Annotated in this window: 13 protein-coding genes; 3 read left to right on the top strand and 10 right to left on the bottom strand. The window is 46.1% G+C overall.

All coding sequences use genetic code 11. The features are described from left to right. Window positions 1–5: 5 nt before the first annotated feature. Window positions 6–869, bottom strand: a complete 864-nt coding sequence (modA, locus tag VIG27_RS03655) for a molybdate ABC transporter substrate-binding protein (protein ID WP_394525299.1) — start codon at window positions 867–869, stop codon at window positions 6–8. A 272-nt stretch (window positions 870–1141) separates the two neighbouring features. On the opposite strand from modA, the gene VIG27_RS03650 reads away from it, so the two are divergent. Beyond that, entirely contained in the window at window positions 1142–2122 is a 981-nt protein-coding gene (locus VIG27_RS03650; protein ID WP_394525298.1) for a substrate-binding domain-containing protein, read from the top strand. Here the strand turns inward: VIG27_RS03650 and VIG27_RS03645 are convergent. Next, complete coding sequence (locus VIG27_RS03645; RefSeq protein ID WP_394525295.1) at window positions 2112–3284, bottom strand: MFS transporter; 1173 nt, start codon at window positions 3282–3284, stop codon at window positions 2112–2114. The two genes, VIG27_RS03650 and VIG27_RS03645, sit on opposite strands and share 11 nt — an antisense overlap. 265 nt (window positions 3285–3549) lie before the next feature. On the opposite strand from VIG27_RS03645, the gene VIG27_RS03640 reads away from it, so the two are divergent. After that, the gene (locus tag VIG27_RS03640) at window positions 3550–3933 is read left to right on the top strand and encodes a BlaI/MecI/CopY family transcriptional regulator (RefSeq protein ID WP_394525293.1); all 384 of its coding nucleotides are present in this window, start codon (window positions 3550–3552) and stop codon (window positions 3931–3933) included. Next, window positions 3933–5723 (top strand): BlaR1 family beta-lactam sensor/signal transducer, encoded by a 1791-nt coding sequence (locus tag VIG27_RS03635; RefSeq protein WP_394525292.1) that lies wholly within the window; start codon window positions 3933–3935, stop codon window positions 5721–5723. The genes VIG27_RS03640 and VIG27_RS03635 overlap by 1 nt, the downstream gene beginning before the upstream one ends. 49 nt (window positions 5724–5772) lie before the next feature. Here the strand turns inward: VIG27_RS03635 and VIG27_RS03630 are convergent, their stop codons facing one another. The 8 genes from VIG27_RS03630 to VIG27_RS03595 all read right to left on the bottom strand — a co-directional run bounded on the left by VIG27_RS03630 (window position 5773) and on the right by VIG27_RS03595 (window position 17895). Beyond that, complete coding sequence (locus VIG27_RS03630; protein ID WP_394525289.1) at window positions 5773–7890, bottom strand: penicillin-binding transpeptidase domain-containing protein; 2118 nt, start codon at window positions 7888–7890, stop codon at window positions 5773–5775. Between the two features lie 12 nt (window positions 7891–7902). Then, window positions 7903–10767, bottom strand: a complete 2865-nt coding sequence (locus VIG27_RS03625) for a penicillin-binding transpeptidase domain-containing protein (RefSeq protein ID WP_394525286.1) — start codon at window positions 10765–10767, stop codon at window positions 7903–7905. 244 nt (window positions 10768–11011) lie between these two features. Next, entirely contained in the window at window positions 11012–11203 is a 192-nt protein-coding gene (locus VIG27_RS03620) for a YwbE family protein (protein WP_394525284.1), read from the bottom strand. 80 nt (window positions 11204–11283) lie between these two features. Then, complete coding sequence (locus VIG27_RS03615; RefSeq protein ID WP_394525282.1) at window positions 11284–13071, bottom strand: ABC transporter ATP-binding protein; 1788 nt, start codon at window positions 13069–13071, stop codon at window positions 11284–11286. Window positions 13072–13081: 10 nt separating this feature from the next. Next, complete coding sequence (locus tag VIG27_RS03610; RefSeq protein WP_394525281.1) at window positions 13082–13762, bottom strand: rhamnogalacturonan acetylesterase; 681 nt, start codon at window positions 13760–13762, stop codon at window positions 13082–13084. Beyond that, the gene (locus VIG27_RS03605) at window positions 13716–15494 is read right to left on the bottom strand and encodes a family 43 glycosylhydrolase (protein ID WP_394525280.1); all 1779 of its coding nucleotides are present in this window, start codon (window positions 15492–15494) and stop codon (window positions 13716–13718) included. Before VIG27_RS03605 ends, VIG27_RS03610 begins: the two co-directional genes overlap by 47 nt. After that, window positions 15457–16977 (bottom strand): glycoside hydrolase 43 family protein, encoded by a 1521-nt coding sequence (locus VIG27_RS03600; protein ID WP_394525279.1) that lies wholly within the window; start codon window positions 16975–16977, stop codon window positions 15457–15459. The genes VIG27_RS03605 and VIG27_RS03600 overlap by 38 nt, the downstream gene beginning before the upstream one ends. 81 nt (window positions 16978–17058) lie before the next feature. Further along, complete coding sequence (locus VIG27_RS03595; RefSeq protein WP_394525278.1) at window positions 17059–17895, bottom strand: carbohydrate ABC transporter permease; 837 nt, start codon at window positions 17893–17895, stop codon at window positions 17059–17061. Window positions 17896–17908: the final 13 nt, after the last annotated feature.

Here is a 17908-nt window from a genome sequence, read left to right as displayed (position 1 = left end):
CTACCTTACTGCGAATACAGTTCAAATCCGGCATTCGTAAACACCTGTCTAACATCCTGGTCTTCTGTCAAATACTTTACAAAATCTTCCGCTGCCTTTTTTTCCTCTTCCGAAGCTTCTTTATCTTTTATCAGCCCCACCGGATAAATGGCGGGATCAACCAGACTCTTATCCGCCTTTGCGATGATCTCCACGCTGTCCGCCATGGAAGCGGCATCGGTGGCATACACGATTCCCACTTCATTGCTTCCTTCCGCCACAGCAGTCAAAACAGCGGTGACATTAGGTCCTTCATTGATTTCCATTTTCATAACGGAATCGAGGAGCCCCATATTGGTAAACATCTTTCTGGCATACTGTCCAACCGGTACATCCTCTCCGGCAAGAGCAAGATTGGCTGCCTGAGTGATATTGTCAAATCCGGTGACCTTCGTCTTTCCTCCCTTTGGCTTTATAAGTACCACCTGGTTCATCAGCAGATCATGGACCGATCCGTCGACCACATATCCCCTTTCCTTTAATTCATCCATCTGCCTGGTTGCCGCCGAAAAGAACACATCGCACCGGGCTCCTTCCTCGATCTGAGTCTTCAGTGTACCGGAGCTGTCCGCATTATAAATGATGGTCACGCCCGGATGCTGTTTCTCATAGCTTTCCTTTACGGTTTCCATGGTGTTTTTTAAACTGGCGGCAATAAAGACATACAGATCCATAGGCTCTGCGGCGGCTCCGGATGCTTCCTTCCTGGAACCTGTCGTTTCCTTTGGGGCTGTCCCCGTACTTTTTGAGGCTGCTGTACTGCAGCCTGCAGTCTGACACACGGCCAATACCGCCAACACCATTGCAAGTAACCTTTTTCCTCGTCTCATCACTTTTTCCTCCTGATTATTTTATTTGAATTCTATGGTAGCTTGTTGTGTTTTGCTGTGTTTCGTTCTGTTTCATTTCGTTTTGTTCATTTTAGATGAATTCTATCTGCAAATCAATGTTGATATATTCATAATATATCGGTAAGATATCTGATATTTTTTATACATTTAGCACAGCATTTTATTTATCATGCTTTTTGTTGACAATAGTTTGAAATATGTTATAACTATTATCAAATGATAAAAATCAAAAAAAATAATGAGGGTATTGTATGGAGAAAATATTTACAGCACAAGAAGTTGCAGATCGTCTTAAGATAAAAAAAGCAACGGTGTATGAATTAATTAAACGGGGAGAATTAAATGCTACAAAAATAGGAAGGCAGATACGCATCAGCCAGGAACAGCTTGACCAGTATTTACAAGGTTCCGCGGATTCACTCCCCGGAAATAATAAGGGCTCACAGCCGCCGATTCCTGTCAGCGACATTCCCCCTTTTACAGCAGTCTCAGCCATCCGGCAGACGGATTATCTGTTAAATACAAACGGACTTATTATTAGCAGCCAGGAGTCCAGAGTTGTGGAACTGCTTTTGAGCCAGTTGGACAAAAACCCGGAAAGTCTCCCCATGCTTCATTCTTATATGAATGAATATAACAGCTTGTACTCTCTTTATTATGAGAAAACCCATATGGCTCTCACCTGTTTTTTCTCTGATAAAAAAGAGCAAAGCCTCAATCAGATCAAAAACCTCATGCCCGGAAAGGAACTGGCTGTCGTGTTCATAAGCCAGTTATCCTGCGGTTTGTATGTAAAGAAGGGAAATCCCAAAAACATTCGTTCCATCAAAGACCTTCTGCGGCCGGACATCCGGTTTCTGAACCGGGAACCTGGCAGCGGCTACCGCATATTTTTAGATTCCTGTTTTATAAAAAACAATTTTCAAAAAAAGGCGGCAGCCGGTTATCAAAAAGAATGTCTCTCCCATATGTCCGCCGCAAATGCAGTAGCCTCTGATGCCGCGGATGGAAGCATCGGGGACCTCTCCCTGCTGATGTCCTATCCTCAGCTGGAACCGGTCCCCCTTGCCAAGTTCTCCCTGGATCTGGTTTTCTTAAAATCTTATTTAAACAATTCTGCTGTATCGTTGATTTTAGAAGCCGTCAACAGCAGGGAATTTAAAAACAGCCTCCTTTCGTTCCATGGTTACAATCCTACCGATACGGGGCACTGTACCATCATTAACGGCTGATGCTAAAATCACGGTTTTTTCCTTCTCTTCTATAAAAGATAGAAAACAAACAGGCACCTGCCACACACAAAACAGCCCCTAAGACCATAGCATTGGAAATATCTTCCTCTGCCGCCCGACCGAATAATATATTTGTGACCACTCCCGTACTCTCCAGCACAACCGCATAAATGCTCAAGGCCGTAGCCCGGTCCTGCCCTTTGATTCTCCGGTTCTGCAGCTGGGTGGAAAGGGGACTAAATAAACTGGCAGACAGGCGAAGCACCAGTACGGCACCTACCGATATGACTGCAGATTCTGTGGAGGAAAGCACCAGACACGCTGCCGCTCCTCCCAAAAACAGAACTAGTCCAAATAGAAAACTGCCAAGCCTTCTGGTAAACCAATAGGACCACATTCCGGTCATTCCGGCCAATGTAACCAGAATATAAACCACCCCCATGGTTTTTAAATCCATTCCGGCTTTCACGTATTGAAGCTGACTTAAAAATACGGTCACGGTCTGGTTGGTCTCCGCAAGCAATGCCATTCCAATGATTGCAAGCAGAAAATTCCGGTCCTTGACCGTCTGAATCAATACTGAAAAAAACCGCTGGCCTCTCTCTTTTTTTGTTTCCTTCCCCTTTACTTCCTTTATTCCCAAAGAAAAGACAGCTGCCGCTCCATAAGAGACCATGGTCAAAAATCCTGCAAGCCGGTAATCTTCTCCAATGCATACCGAAAACAGAAGGGAAGACATGAGAAGCCCCGTCATACTTAAAAACTGATAAATCCCAAAAACTTTCTGGCTCTCCTCTTCTTTACTGGAAAGATATAGAATGCTCACATCACAGCCAGACATTCCTGCCATCACAACACTTAACAGAATTCGTTCCAGCAAAAAATCCGCAAATCCGTCCGCTCTCCAGAAAACAACCTTTGACAAGAAGTAAACCGCACAGCTGATGATCATAGTACGTTTGTATCCGATTTTATCCGCAGCAATCCCCCAGGGCAATTCAAGCCCAATGCATAGAGCCAGGGAAATGCTTTCAATCACTGTGATCTGAAACACACTGACTCCTGCTGCCTGCCGGTAAAGGGTTGCGACCGGTCCGTAAAACACCATTCCCTGTAAAAAAGCAATGGCATACAGAATATATATATTTCGTTTTGTTTTCATTTTTTCCGTTTCTCCCATTTTGTTGTACAAAAAATAAGCCCTGCCAATGCAGTGCCAGTATGACTGAACCGTTCTTTCTATATAACTACGTGGGAGCATATAAGGAAAAAATGAAAAATAACATAGACGTGTCTCCTTAAACCTTTTTAATTATTTGATTTTAAACAGTATACCATGCCGCCATGGGATTGTAAAGGCTATTGACATACCGCTTGCCCTCTCTGTATAATGTATGTATTACAAATGTAAGAATAGGAGAATTTCTATGAAACATCTGCCGCAGATTTCCGAAGCCGAGTATGAAGTGATGAAAGTGCTGTGGAAATATGCACCGATCAGTACCAATGAAGTGACCGAAAAACTTTCTAACACAAGCCACTGGAGCCCCAAAACCGTACACACTCTGTTGAAGAGACTGGTTTTAAAGGAAGCCATAACCTACCGGAAGGAAAGCCGGGTTTTTGTATATACGCCTCTGGTGAAAGAACAGGAGTATTTAAAAAAAGCCAATGACCACTTTTTAAACCGATTTTATAACGGCAAGATATCCAGCATGGTGACTAACTATATCAACAGCGAGAACATGACCAAGGAAGACTTAGAAGAGCTTCGGAAACTTCTTTTGAACGAACACGGGGAGGACCGCTGATGATCCATTTACTAATGGTACGCCTTTTATTAAACAGCATGGCTGTCCCCTTTCTCTTTTTCGCCCTCCTTGGGGTAAGAAAGTTCCTGGGTTCCCATCTGACCAAAAGGACCCAATACAATCTCTGGTTTCTTTTTTTGTTTTCGCTGGCAATCCCATTTCTGCCCTATTCCGATCTCTGCACCAAAGCTGGGGCTGCACTCCTTCATACTCTTTCCGGTCTGTTTCCTCATGCACAGGAGGTCTCTAAAACGGCTGTACAGCCTGCTTTACTGCCACGGAACAACCTTTTGTTGGATTTTTCCGTTTCCGTAAGCCGCAGGACTCCTTCTGCCCTTCCCACGGTTCTTATGAGCATCTGGATCGCCGGCATGGTGTTTATGACAGGAATCACCGCATGGTCCAGCCATAAGGTCAATCAGTTAAAGAATGCTTCTCTTCTCCTTCAAAATAAAAGAATCCGGGAGTTGTTTGATGCCTGCTTAAAGGAATCAGGTATCAAAGGGAACATCCCCATCTACAGCAGTGCCTATGTGAAATCCCCCCTCGCCATCGGAGCATTTAAGCCTGTGATCATCGTACCCATTCACATTCTTTCGGAAATGGAGGAAAAAGATATCCGCTATATTCTTCTTCACGAGCTTTCCCATTGCAGGCATAAGGACCTTGTAGTGAATAGGCTGATGGCTTTGGCCCAGATTGTTTACTGGTTTCACCCTGTGGTATGGTTGGCTTTTCATGAGATGCAAAACGACCGGGAAATTGCCTGTGATGCCTCCGTTTTATCCATGCTCCGGCCGGACGATTATCTGGACTACGGGAATACCTTGATCAATTTTGCAGAGAGCCTGTCCCGTTTTCCCTATTCTGCCGCAGGAATGGGCGGATCAAAAAAAGAGATGCGCAAACGGATTATAAGCATTGCAGGGTTTCATGCGGAAACCAAATGGTGTAAGAGGAAAAGCCGTCTGGTCTTTGCCGCAGCATCGGTTTTGGCCGCCGGTCTCATGCCTGCCTTCTCTGCCATGGCATCCCCCGACGCAGCGTATGGATTCAACGCGGAAGGCATAAATAACCTGGAGGTGGGTTCCTGTTTCTCCGGTTTAAAAGGCAGCTTTGTCCTATATGAATTAAACTCCGGGCAATATTCCATCTATAATGAAGAAGAAGGAATCAAAAGGATTTCCCCCGATTCCACCTATAAGATCTACAGCGCTCTTGCCGCCCTTGAGGAAGGGGTCATTACCCCGGATTCCTCTGCCATGGACTGGAATGGCAAATATTATCCCTTTGATGCCTGGAACCGGAACCAGGACTTAAAAAGTGCCATGAGTCATTCGGTCAACTGGTATTTTACCTCTCTGGATGAAAAAACCGGTCTTTCCTCTTTGAATAAATACTTCCATAAGATCAGGTATGGCAATTCCGACTTATCCGGAGGTCTGGGCCGTTATTGGTCCCAATCCTCCTTAAAGATCTCACCGGTGGAACAGGTAGAACTGCTGGCCCGCTTCTGTCTTGGGGGTTTACCCTTTGCTGCAGAAAATATAAAAGCGGTCAAGGATTCCCTGCTTGTCTCTTCTTCCGGCGGAAGTATGCTCTACGGAAAAACAGGAACCGGTAACATCGACGGAAATTACGTGAACGGCTGGTTTGTGGGATTTGTAGAAGCCCGGGAAGAAACTTACGTCTTTGCAACCAATATCCAGGATAAGACATCTGCCAATGGAAGCACCGCTGCAAAGATCACCCTGGATATCCTTGATAACCAAAATATCTATAAGAAGTAAGAAAAGGCTGCCATTAACCGGGAATTTTCCCGGCTGTGGCAGCCTTTTCTTATTGTGCAGGAGGAAGATACGCATTTAAAACTGCTTTGTCTTTTCTTACTACATATCCGCTTCCTCCGCGGTTTTTCACATCCTCCACCATGCTCACCAGCAGAATGGGCTTTTCCGTATTGGGGTCTGTGGTGAAAACAACAAACCAGCCAAGCTCTGTTCCGGTGGTATCGTCTTTGGAGGCTTTGATTTCAGCAGTCCCGGTCTTTCCTGCCAGGGCAAGATCGCTGCGGTGAATGGCATGTCCCGTACCATGTTCTGAACTGACCACCTTTGACAAGTCTGATTTGACCAGCTCTGCAATCTCCGGAGTGCTGGCATTGTTCAGCCATATCTCCTTGGCAGGATTTTCTTTGTACTGGATATATGGTTTTATAACATTTCCCTGATTGGAAAACATGGTATACAAAGAAGCAAAATGCACCGGATTGACCAAAATCTGTCCCTGTCCATAACCGCTGTCGGCAAGCTGGACTTCTGACTCAATCCGTTCCCCATTGGAGTACTGGGATTTTGCCAGGGAGATTTCAAATGGAATCTGCTGTCCAAAACCAAGTTTATCCAGCCCTGACATGAAATCCTTGTATCCGATCTTTAAGGCGGCTTTTGCAAAATAAATGTTATTGGAGTAGATAAAAGCATTTTCCAGATTCAACGGATTGCTGTCATGAAGGGTGGTCACATAGTAATTGCCCCAGCTTTCATCTTTTTTCCATCTTAAGCCGCTGCTTCCGTAATCTTCAGCAGGATCAATGGCACCGCTCGCCAGACCGATCACTGCAGTTATGGATTTAAAAGAGGAACCTGGTGCAAATCTTTGGCGGAACCGGTTGAACATAGGCTTTCTTTCATCGTTGTTTAATGCATTCCAGATCTCATTTGACATTCCTAAAATAAAGTCATTGTCATCATAAGAAGGGGTGCTCACAAGGGCCAGGACCTCTCCTGTATAAGGATTCATTGCCACCGTACAGCTTTTATCCTCTTGAAAGGTATTATATATGGTGGCTTGAAGGGTGCTGTCAATGGTCAGGGTAATATCCTTTCCGTCAATTCTTGACTTTGCGGCCAGAATCTTTTTCACATTTCCATTGGGGTCCACGATGGAAACGGTTCGCCCATTGGTTCCCTTCAGTTCCTTTTCATAAAGTGCTTCCATTCCGCTTCTGCCGATCACACTGTCGGTCAAATAATCCTCTCCCTCATGCTCTTTGATATCTTCTGCGGTCACGTTCTGAACATATCCCACCAGATGGGCGCCGCTCTTTTCCATTGGATAAAAGCGGACCGGCGTATCTGATATGAGGACTCCTGGTATGGCAAGCAGCTGGTCCTGAAACTCTTTGTTTTTTAAATTGTCTTCCCTGGGCTGCGGGGCTTTTAAATTGATCTCATCCACTTTTTTCAAAGTTTTTAATGGAACAAAGGAATCCTCATTCACCCATTTGGCAGACAGCTTTTTCTGTATGTTATCTGCGGATATTCCCAAAAGTGACGACAGCGTTTGAATGTCACCGGTGGGATCTTCGCTCATCTTCCCCGGCACCAGTCCTACGGAGGAAGCCGTTCCTTTTCCTGCAAGAACCAGACCGTTCCGGTCAAAAATACTTCCTCTTACCGCTTTGTCCGTGGAGATCCTCACCTTATCGCTGCGGCCAAGTTCCGGGAAAATAAGGCTGTCACTCCACACCAGTTTATATCCTTTTTTCCCTTCTTTCTGAAACTCCGCCTTATTCTTAAAATGAATTTCTCCGGCAATGGTTTGAAAGCCGGTATCATAATTCAGCGTAACCGTCTTATCCACGCGTTCTTCTCCGGTAATCTGCACCTTGATTTCAGAAGCTTCCAGGCCCTCGTAAATGTTTTTGTTTCTGGCGGTAAAATCCTCCTGGCTGATATTGATCCGGCTCTGCTCCGAAAGCATCCCGTACATGGCCGCATAATCCCGCCGGTTCAGACTTTCCACGTATTTCCCAAATATTGTCTCCGGTTTCACTTTTGATGCTTCCAGCTTCTCCCTAATCTGAAAAAACAGGAAGGAACCAGCCAGACCAGCCAGCAGGATCAAAAGGGTAACAAGGGTACTGAACAAAAATCTCTTTTTTCCACGATTCATGGTTTCCTCCTGTTAATCGGTCCTCAGATTATTTTTTACATTGGAAGCGGTCTTTGTTAAAATTGCCTCCGGTTCCTTCAGCTGGAAATAGTACTCAAAAATACTTTTTCCGACACCTACCACATTTCCGGAACTGTAGCCGTTGGCGATCCGCACCGTAACTGCGATCTTTGGATCTTCCAGAGGTGCATATCCGATAAAAAGTCCGTGATTGGGCTTGTTCTTTGCTTCCTCTGCCGTTCCGGTTTTTCCTGCCGCACTGATTTTTAAATCTTTTAATGTAGCATTTGAAGTGACCAGCTCATTCATCCCCTTTGCCACTTCCGCCCAGATATATTCCGGAAGTTCTGCGGTGCTTTCTAACACAGGCTCAAAGGATTTTAACACCTTTCCGTCAGAATCTGTAATCTTGCTGATCAGAGACAAATCATAGCTTTTTCCGTGGTTTGCCAGTGTAGACGTATATCTTGCCAGCTGGGTGGTGGAATAGTTATGGGTTCCCTGGCCGATGGAGGAAGGAATGGCAAACTGATCCGTTACATGCGGTTGTGCCTCACCGATTTCAATCCCCGTCTTTTTATTAAGATCCAGCAAATCCGCATATTTCTGAAGCTTATTCAGTCCCATTCCTTCGGAAAAGGTTCCATCTGCCTGTGTTCCCATGCGGTAAGTAATCTCAGACAAATACACGTTACAGGAATTTTTAAGGGCATCCGCAGGTGAGGTAATCAGACCGTGGCCCGTTCTCTTCCAGCACCGCAGAGCCGGTTCCACTTTATCAAAGGTACCGGTACATACGATACTGGTGTCCGGCTGTATGACGCCCTCATTCAGCCCTGCAATGACCGTGACCGGCTTAAAGGTGGAACCGGGAGCGGTCAGCTGGCTGGTGGCCCGGTTAAATAAAGGAAGGGACAAATCATTGGACAGACGGTTGTAATAATCTGCATCCATCTGATTGGCCAGCCGGTTATTATCATATCCCGGATAGCTTACACACGCCAGTACTTCCCCGTCCTGGGGATTGACGATAACTGCAGACCCGGAGCATGGATTTAACGCAAGCTGGGCCGGAGTGATCTCCAGATTCCTGATCTTTTTCTGCATAAACGCCCAGGCACTCAGCTGTCCGCTTTGCAATAGGGCACGGTCCGGATCGTCATTCGATAAGATTCCCTGTTCGTAGAGAAGATTTTCAATGGTCTCTCCCGTTAAGGAGCCTTCGCCGATCATTGCCTCATAAATCTTTAAATCAAAATCCTGGCTATCTCTTAAATCTGCCAAAAGCTTTTCTTCTACCAGACGTTCTTCCTCTTCAATGGCCACATAGGTTTCACTGATTTTAATCTGGCTTAAATCCACCATGCCGTTTGCAATGCAGTCTGTTAAGTATTGCCTGAGACTTTTATTCTTCCAGTCCGGACTGCCTGCTTTTGAGGTGATCAGCTTGCTTTTTTTTGCTTCACTCACCAAATAATCCAAATATCCTTTCATCTCACTGCTTAAATTGTCATAAGCAGGGCCTGCAGCTTCAAAAGAAGCCGTCAGCTGGGAAAAGACACGCTCTTTCTTACCGGAAAAACTTCCGTAAACCGATTTTTCTAAATCGGAGGCCTTATCATCCTTTAATCTCTCCGTATCAATCACATGATTTTTCAGAAGGGCAAAATAGACCTCATCGGAGGAAATACGGATCTGGGCAGCTGTTTCCGCCTTTGGCATCTCTGATTTTTTAATGTCCTCCATATTGGAAAGAAGGATTCCGGCGATCTGCTGTTCCAGCATCTGATAGACCGCATCCTGCAAGTCCTTATCAATGGTTAAGTAAACGTCCTTTCCTGTCTGGGGAGCCTTTGTAATGACCGGTTCTGTTTTCCGGTTCCCCACTACATCGGTGTAGAACTGTTCCGTCCCGTCTTCTCCTCTCAGCCAGTTTTCCATGGATTTTTCTATGCCGCTTTTTCCGATGACGGACTGGTTGGTATATATGGCTTCTCCCTGGTTGGCAGTCTCCAGTTCTTCTGCGGATATGCCGCCGGTATACCCTAATATAGAAGATAAACTTTCTCCTCCCTCATAGGTTCTGATGCTGCTCTCCTGGACATCCGCACCGGGCAGTGAGGATTTGTTTTCAAGCACTGCTGCCATCGTCTCGTCGGATACATCGGAGGCCACCAGATAGGGTAAGTATTTGCGGTAGGAATTTAAGGAAAGTCCATAACGGATATTGGCAATCTGTAAAATTTCCTTTGAAGTAAGGGAAGGCGGAAGTCCATACTGCTCCTGTTCCTTCTGCGTATAGGTCTGATCGATCATGAATTTTTTGTCACCAGCCATTTTTTTCATCAGGTCCTCTGCCGTCTCTGACTTTTCTTCTTCTGTCAGCGATGAAACATCGGCTTTTCCGTAAAAATCGGCAATGAAACGGTTGAGTTTCCACCCTTCTGCAGTAAATTCATAGGTCCCCTGTTCATTGACGGCAATCGGAATCGTCTTATTTAATTTATTCTCGTCATGAACCATCTGGATCAGGCGGTAAGCGATTCCATTTAAAGTCCGCTGCCGTTCCTTTTTGGTTTTATAATTCATGGAATCTTCCAGTGTAATATCGTAGGACAATCGGTTGGAAGCCAGTAACTTCCCATTCCGGTCATAAATATTTCCCCTGCTGCCGGAAATCCTCTGGGTTTTTACAATAGAACTCATAAATGCTTCCTGATTGGTGGCTCCTTCCATGATCTGAAGGTGGTAAAGCCGAAATATGAGTACAACAAAAAGGAATCCAAAGAACAGGCCTAAAACAGCCAATCTTGGAATTCGCTCCAGAATCGGATTTTCCCGAAAGTTTTTATTTTTAAATGATCTATGATTGCGCACCGTGGTTCTCCTTTAATCTTACGTTTGTAATATTTAGCTGATAAAAAACAGGGATTACCTGCTGATAATTCCCCCCTGTTTTTCAATGTCGAAATACTACGTGTGTAAGATATGATTATACACTGGTTTTATATATATGTAAACTCCTTTTTCTTTAAATTCTCCGAAATACTCCGTTAGGAAGTTTCCATAGAGAACCGGATAGCATTGTGGTATTCCACCAATTTTTATTAAGTGCCTGAAATCATAAGATTTCCTGAACTCTCCCTACTTGTCCATCGGTCAGCATTACTTTGATGCCGTGAGGATGAAAGCTGCTGTTTGTAAGGATTTTCCCGACCACTCCCTCCGTTAATTTTCCGGTTCTTTGGTCCTCTTTTAAAACAATTTTTACTGCTGCACCGATTTTTATATCATTTCTATTTTGTCCGTTCATAGTCACTCCCTGTTTTTACTTCAATTATATCCTAAATTTGTGCCTTTTAACAATTCTTTTTTCCATCATGCCCATACGTCCTATCTCAAAGCCATCTGCAGCCGTTCCATTTCATAGAATTCCCCTTTTAAATCCATGAGCTGGTGATAACTCCCCTCCTCCCGGATCTTTCCCTTATCTAAAACCACAATCCGGTCCGCTCCCCGGACAGTCGAAAGCCGGTGGGCCACGATAAAGGTCGTTCTTCCTTTGATCAGACGTTCCAGGGCATCCTGAATTTCTTTTTCTGAAATCGTATCAAGGGCCGAGGTGGCCTCATCAAGAATGATGACCCGCGGGTTCCTGATAATGGCCCTTGCAATGGAAATTCTCTGCCGCTGGCCGCCGCTTAGATTGGCCCCGTGTTCACCAATCATGGTATCCAGGCCTTTGGGAAGCCGGGCTATGACGGATTTTAAGTTTGCTGCTTCCACCGCATGGGACAGTTCTTCTTCTGATACATGTTCCATTCCGTAAACGATATTTTCCCTGACTGTTCCGGTAAACAGAACCGGTGTCTGGGGAACTACGGAAATAAACCGCCGGTAGCTTCTTAAATTAATGCCGCTCACATCCATGCCGTCAATGAACAGTCTGCCGTCTGACGGAGTGATAAAGCCAATGATCATGTTTAGGACCGTGGTCTTTCCAGAGCCGGATTCCCCCACCAGAGCAATGGTCTCACCGGCCTTTACTTCTAAATCAAACCCATCAAGAACCGGTTCATCGGAGCCTTTATAGGAAAACTGGACATTGCGGAAAGAATAACTGCCCATCAATTCCTTCATCTCCGTCTTTCCTTCGTTGTGTTCCACGTCATCTGATACGAGAACCTCTCCTATGGAAGAAACGGATTCCAGGCCCTTGGTGAGAATCGGAAGAAGGTTGATTAAAGCGGAAAACTGATTTACCACAGTGGTAAAGCTGGACTGGTAAAAGGTCACATCACCAATTTTTATCAGCCCATGCAATGCCATGATGCCGGAAAATCCCAGACAAAGCACCTGGAAAACCTGGAAAATGCACCAGCTGACCGCACCAAAGTGTGACTGGATCATGTCCAGCCGGTATCCCTTATCCGCGGTTTCCTCCAGCTGTTCCTTGATTTTCTCTACTTCAATCTGTTCCAGAGCATGGGCTCTCGCCACCGGAACCAATTCCACCATTTCCATGACCTTGGCGCTTGTTTCTTCCATTTCCTGACGAAACGCCCGATTCTCCCGGTGGATTTTTTTGCGGAAGGCCACCACAATGATGGAGGTTACCGGTGCCACCAGAAGAAAGAACAAAAGCACAGTCCGGTTCTTCACCGCAGTAATGGAAAGGGTGATGACCAGATTCATCAGAATGTTCATGGCATTGACAAAGAGCTGGGAGGATAGCGTCTCCACTGCCTCCACATCTCTGATGATTTTTGACTGCAGACGGCCCGACTGGGCTTCCGTGTGATAGGGAATGGAAAGCTCCTGAAGCTTTCGCACCAGCGCTCCCCTGAGACCCGCCTCTGTTTTACGGATCACCCTGCTTTTGTATTTATTATGGAGCCAGTTGGCCGGCAGATGGATCACCAGAAGACCCAGCCATATGGATACATTAATAAATATGGTCTGTTTTCCTGTCTCGCCGCCCTCTAAAGCCCCATTGATCACATTGGCAATCAACAGGGCGGAAAATAAGCTGGGTGCATGTTTTACAATAAAAAAGAAGGTAGAAATCAAAAATTTGTGGTACTGCCCCTTATAAAAGCCCAAAAGGACCATGACCGGACGATTTCCGTACTTCTTATAGCAGTTTACAAAGCTGCGCTCAATTTCTTCATATTTGTCCATGACTCACTCCTTACGATACATCAAGGCCTTCATTTTCTTTTATCAGGATTCCATCATCCAAAAGATCGGAATAGGGGGCACCAAGTTTTTTCAGACCCTGGCAGAGAAAGCCTGCCATAAGGACCGCTCCTTCCGGTTTTAAATGAGTATCGTCTTTGGGCCACATGAAATAGGCTTTTGATGCCAGATCACCTACCGCGGAAAGATATTTCTCGGTCACAGACGTTAAATCAATGACAGGAACACCGGCACGTTCTCCGGTCCGTTTCATTGCTTCCGGATACGCTCCGTGGCTTCCCGGAAGAAATTCTCCCTGGTCATTGAAATGCCGCCTCGCTATGGGCGTAATCAGCACCGGGTATGCCCCTTTGGCTCTGGCTGTCTCAATAAAAATCATCAGATTTTCCGGAAATGTGGTATCCGGGTCCGTATGACGCTGGGGGTCTGGCTTTTCATCGTTATGACCGAACTGGATAAAGAGAAAATCTCCCTTTTTCAGCTCCTTTTCGATCCGGGCAAGGAGTCCTTCCTCCAAAAAGGATTTGGTACTGCGCCCATTTTGTGCAAAACTTTTCATTTCTACCGAATCCTTTAAATACCAGAGCAAGCCCTGAGAGATTCCGGTCTGCGGGTAAGTGGAAATTTTATTGAATTTTACTGTGCTGTCTCCAGCGTAAAAGATTGCTGCCATTTACGTACACTCCATACATCGCGCCTGTGAAGCGTTTGCCTTTTACAAGGCCCTCGGAACAGATGGAAGTCACATCCGTCCATTGCCACAGGAAGCTGTTATTGAATAAAAAGGTTCTTTTCAGCCCGTCGGTCTCCACCCGGAAGGTCACCGGTCCGTGAAAGGCATAGGGCTTTTTCTCTGTTCTGACATAGGCATTATCTATGTATTCCGTTAAGAATACCTCATCCTTTGTCACACCGAATTTTATATAAGTATTTTCATCGTAGTAAAGAGTCACCCCTGCATCTGAGGTAAATTCTTCGTTTTCCTCCTCCGGCAGATCCATGACAAATTCCACGTCAAACTTAAAATCCGGCTGGCATTTCACCAAAAGGCTTCTGCAGTCTTTCTCACATAAGTCCTTTTTATCTCCACGGATCAGGATGGTTCCGTCCTCCTCTTCCCAAATCCGTTTCTCGTCCCTGGTCCTTGGGGTCAGCCAGACCTCCTGGTTCGGGATGTCTGTGATTGCCCCGGTTTTTTGGGGAAATGGCAGCGGTGCCATATAAGAAGGTCCTTTTCCCTGATTGATCACAGGCCAGCCCTCTAAAGTCCATGTGATCTCATCAAGACAGGTCTCTCTCCCAAGCATCCCCCACTTACTGTCAATCAAGCGGGAGCAAAGATAAACCACGAACCACCGGCCGTCGGCCGTCTGGACCGGCTTTCCATGACCGCAGCACTGGATCACTCCCATCTCATCCTTTTGATGCAGGATTGGATTAAAGGGACAGGGTTCGTAGGGGCCAAACAAATTCCTGGATCGTGCAACCGTGATCATGTGTCCCTTGCCGGTTCCTCCTTCTGCAAGAAAGCAGTAGTAATACCCATCCTTTTTAAGCAGATGAGGGCCTTCCGGAGCATGGCCGGAATGTCCATACCAGATGAGCGACGGCTCGGAGAGGATTTCTTTTCCATCTTCGGAAATCTCCATGATCCTGGCTCCCCGGTTGACCAGCATATACCGTTTTCCGTCATCATCGGTAAATATGGATGGGTCAATCCCAAGTACGTTATGGACCACCGGAGTCTCATAAGGTCCCTGGGGAAACTCAGAGCTGGTGACCATCTGGGTCTGAATATAAGGGGCATCATCATTCTGCCGTAATGTGGCACAGATATAAAACCGCCCGTTATGGTAACTGATGTCCGGTGCCCAAAAGCCTCTTCCGCCCTCCAGCTTTCCCAGGTTTTCTTCCGACCATTTGGGGTCTGTCACCGCATACCCGATGACGTTCCAATGGACCAGATCCCTGGAATGGGAAATGGGAATACCGGGGAAATAAATAAAGCTGGAGTTGACCATATAATAATCTTCTCCCACCCGGACGATGCTGGGATCGGGATGCATCCCCCTCTGCACAGGATTGCGGTAACAATCCTCCAATCCAAACCCGCAGACCGTCTTAAAATACGCTTCGATGGGAGTCCCCTTTGCCAGATCATAAGGGGTCACCATATTTTGATTGGACCAGGTGGGGTCAAGAGAGCATCTTTCCACCAGAAATGCTACCAGTTCCTGATTCTTTCCTTTTACCGCATAATGGAGGAGGCTGTTCCCTTCCTCGTCACAATCCTCTACCTGAAAGGAGTGGTCAATCAAATGCCTTACCAATGCCTCATCCCCGTTCCCGGCTGCCTCAAAGGCCCGCTTAGCAGTTGCTTCTGTCTTCGATGTATATAAATTCATATTCCCCATACCCTTCCGATAACCAGTTGTTTTTGTTTGCACTCCACAGACACAGCTTTGCTCCGGTCCAGGTGGCTCTGCGAAGCGGATTGGCTCCGCCTATGGAAGTATAACGGATTCCATCCTCCGACCATGCAAACCGGTAAGTCTTGTTTTCAAATACTTCAAATTTCAAATAAACCGTATCACCTTTATAAGGGCAGGAAACGTTGAGAGTCTCATTTGCCTCTCCTTCAAAGGTATTGACAGTCACGTCTCCCGTATAGAGGGTAAGTGCATGGCCCTCTTCCGTCTTCTGAATGCCAAGATACGCATACTGGTGGCCGATCATACCGATGGAAGCCATATCTCCCAGCTCTTTTCCCTGAAGCCTGACCTTTGCGGTGACGGAAAATGCCCGGTGCTGCGGGATCTGAGTCAGTGCATTCGGTGCATACCACAGGTAATTCTCTCTCGTTTTATTGGAAAGACAAAACAGCCGAAGTCCTGCATGCCCCTTCATGGAATAGAAAAACTCCTGAGGATTGGCCTGCCATTGCCACTGAAGTCCCAGCCGATCTCCTTCAAATGCATCCGACTGAGCGATCTCATATTCCGGCTGTCCTTCTGCCGGAAGCCGCCACTCCCTGACCGGTTCTCCGATTCCGTCTCCATTTTGCTCGGTCCCGATAAACGGCCAGCCGTTGTTAAAACACATGGGCTGAAGGTGGATGATCCTTCCAAGCTCATGGACATCCTGGAAATGGACAAACCAGTGTCTGCCATCTACAGAGGTGACCCAGCCGCCCTGGTGAGGCCCGTTGATATCCGTATTCCCCTGATGCATGATGATGCGGTACTCATAAGGTCCTTTCAGGGATTTGGAACGCAGAACGGACTGCCATCCCACTGCCACGCCGCCTGACGGCATCAGAATGTAATAATACCCCTGATATTGATACATCTTAGGCCCTTCTGTGGTCGGCCCTAATTGTTCCCCGTCAAAAATAGTGACCGGGTCCCCCAGAAGTTTGGTACACGTCACATCCATTTCCACCAGATCCAGACGATGCTTAATGCCGCTGCGGCTGTTGGCATAGGCAAATACCATGTACGCTTTTCCGTCCTCATCCCAAAATGGACAGGGATCAATCCAGCCCACCGCTTCCTGCAGACAATGAAGCTTGAATTCTCCGTATGGATCTTTGCTTGTGGCAACAAAAATCCCTTCATCCGGAAGGGGAACAAACACATAGAAGGTCCCCTCATGATAACGAATGGAAGGTGCCCATGTGCCGGAACCATGGGAAGGACGGTCATACTTTTCAAAAGGGAGCGAGCTTACGCAGTAATTAATGATCTCCCAGTGAACCAGATCCCTGGAATGGAGTAGCGGTACCCCCGGTAAATAAGTGAAGGAAGAAGCGACCATATAATAGTCTTCTCCCACCCGGATCACATCCGGATCCGAATAATCAGCATACAAAATTGGATTTTGGTACATTGTGTTACCCCCTGTATCATAAGATAGTAATTGTTAAAAAAAGAGGCAGAAATTCTGCCCCTTTTTTCTGCCGGAACCCCATTATTCCTTTACAGCTCCGATATTAACACCCTGGATGAAATACTTCTGGCAGAACGGATAAATGATCATAAACGGGAGGATCGCAACGATAACCGCCGCATTTTTCACCGTGTTCTCCGTCGCTCCGCCGATTGCCTGAGGCAGGTCACTTCCCATTATAACAGACCTCAACTTCATTTGGAAGTTATAAAGATTTTCATTGGTAATATACAGCTTATAATGGGTATAATCGTTCCAGTAGGATACTGCGTACATAAGTCCGATTGCCGTAAGCGCTGCTTTGGACAGGGGCAGTACGATCTTAATAAATATGCCCATAGGAGAACAGCCGTCAATCTCCGCGGATTCAAACAGACTGGCTGGAATCCCTTCAAAGAAGTTTCTCATAAGAACCATATTATAAACATTGATTGCCGGAAGCAGTATTACTACAAATAAGGTATTGGTGATATGTAACGATTTCATAACCAGATACGTCGGAATCATACCGCCGCTGAATATCATGGTAAACAGCATCAGATTCGCAAACAGAGTCCTTCCCGGCATCTTCCACTGGATCAGCACGTAGGCTCCCAGTGTGGCAATGACAAGGCCCGTAAACGTCCCTACCACCGTTGTAAAGCAGGAAACCAGAAACGGCCGGTACAGGGTAGGATTGGTGAATACGGAAATATATCCCTGCAGACCGAATTCTTCCGGAAACAGCTTCATACCATAAGCAGTCTTTAGATCAAAGGAATCGATCAGGACTTTATATATGGGAATAATCATGATTAGACATATGATTAAAAATATGATCACCAGCATGTAATCAAATGCGGTTGCTTTCTTTTTCATGTTTTTCTCCTCC

It is taken from the genome of Lacrimispora sinapis (assembly GCF_043633585.1).
GTDB lineage: Bacteria > Bacillota > Clostridia > Lachnospirales > Lachnospiraceae > Lacrimispora > Lacrimispora sinapis.
The sequence above is the reverse complement of the archived record's forward strand: the minus strand, read 5'-3'. Positions and strand labels throughout refer to the sequence as shown.

Bases quoted from the DNA above. Each gene is read 5' to 3' on its own strand.
- VIG27_RS03650 (WP_394525298.1), top strand. From the start codon at position 1,142: ATGGAGAAAATATTTACAGCACAAGAAGTTGCAGATCGTCTTAAGATA.
- VIG27_RS03635 (WP_394525292.1), top strand. From the start codon at position 3,933: ATGATCCATTTACTAATGGTACGCCTTTTATTAAACAGCATGGCTGTC.
- modA (WP_394525299.1), bottom strand. From the start codon at position 869: ATGAGACGAGGAAAAAGGTTACTTGCAATGGTGTTGGCGGTATTGGCC.
- VIG27_RS03620 (WP_394525284.1), bottom strand. From the start codon at position 11,203: ATGAACGGACAAAATAGAAATGATATAAAAATCGGTGCAGCAGTAAAA.
- VIG27_RS03595 (WP_394525278.1), bottom strand. From the start codon at position 17,895: ATGAAAAAGAAAGCAACCGCATTTGATTACATGCTGGTGATCATATTT.
- VIG27_RS03605 (WP_394525280.1), bottom strand. From the start codon at position 15,494: ATGAATTTATATACATCGAAGACAGAAGCAACTGCTAAGCGGGCCTTT.
- VIG27_RS03600 (WP_394525279.1), bottom strand. From the start codon at position 16,977: ATGTACCAAAATCCAATTTTGTATGCTGATTATTCGGATCCGGATGTG.
- VIG27_RS03640 (WP_394525293.1), top strand. From the start codon at position 3,550: ATGAAACATCTGCCGCAGATTTCCGAAGCCGAGTATGAAGTGATGAAA.
- VIG27_RS03630 (WP_394525289.1), bottom strand. From the start codon at position 7,890: ATGAATCGTGGAAAAAAGAGATTTTTGTTCAGTACCCTTGTTACCCTT.
- VIG27_RS03615 (WP_394525282.1), bottom strand. From the start codon at position 13,071: ATGGACAAATATGAAGAAATTGAGCGCAGCTTTGTAAACTGCTATAAG.
- VIG27_RS03610 (WP_394525281.1), bottom strand. From the start codon at position 13,762: ATGGCAGCAATCTTTTACGCTGGAGACAGCACAGTAAAATTCAATAAA.
- VIG27_RS03645 (WP_394525295.1), bottom strand. From the start codon at position 3,284: ATGAAAACAAAACGAAATATATATATTCTGTATGCCATTGCTTTTTTA.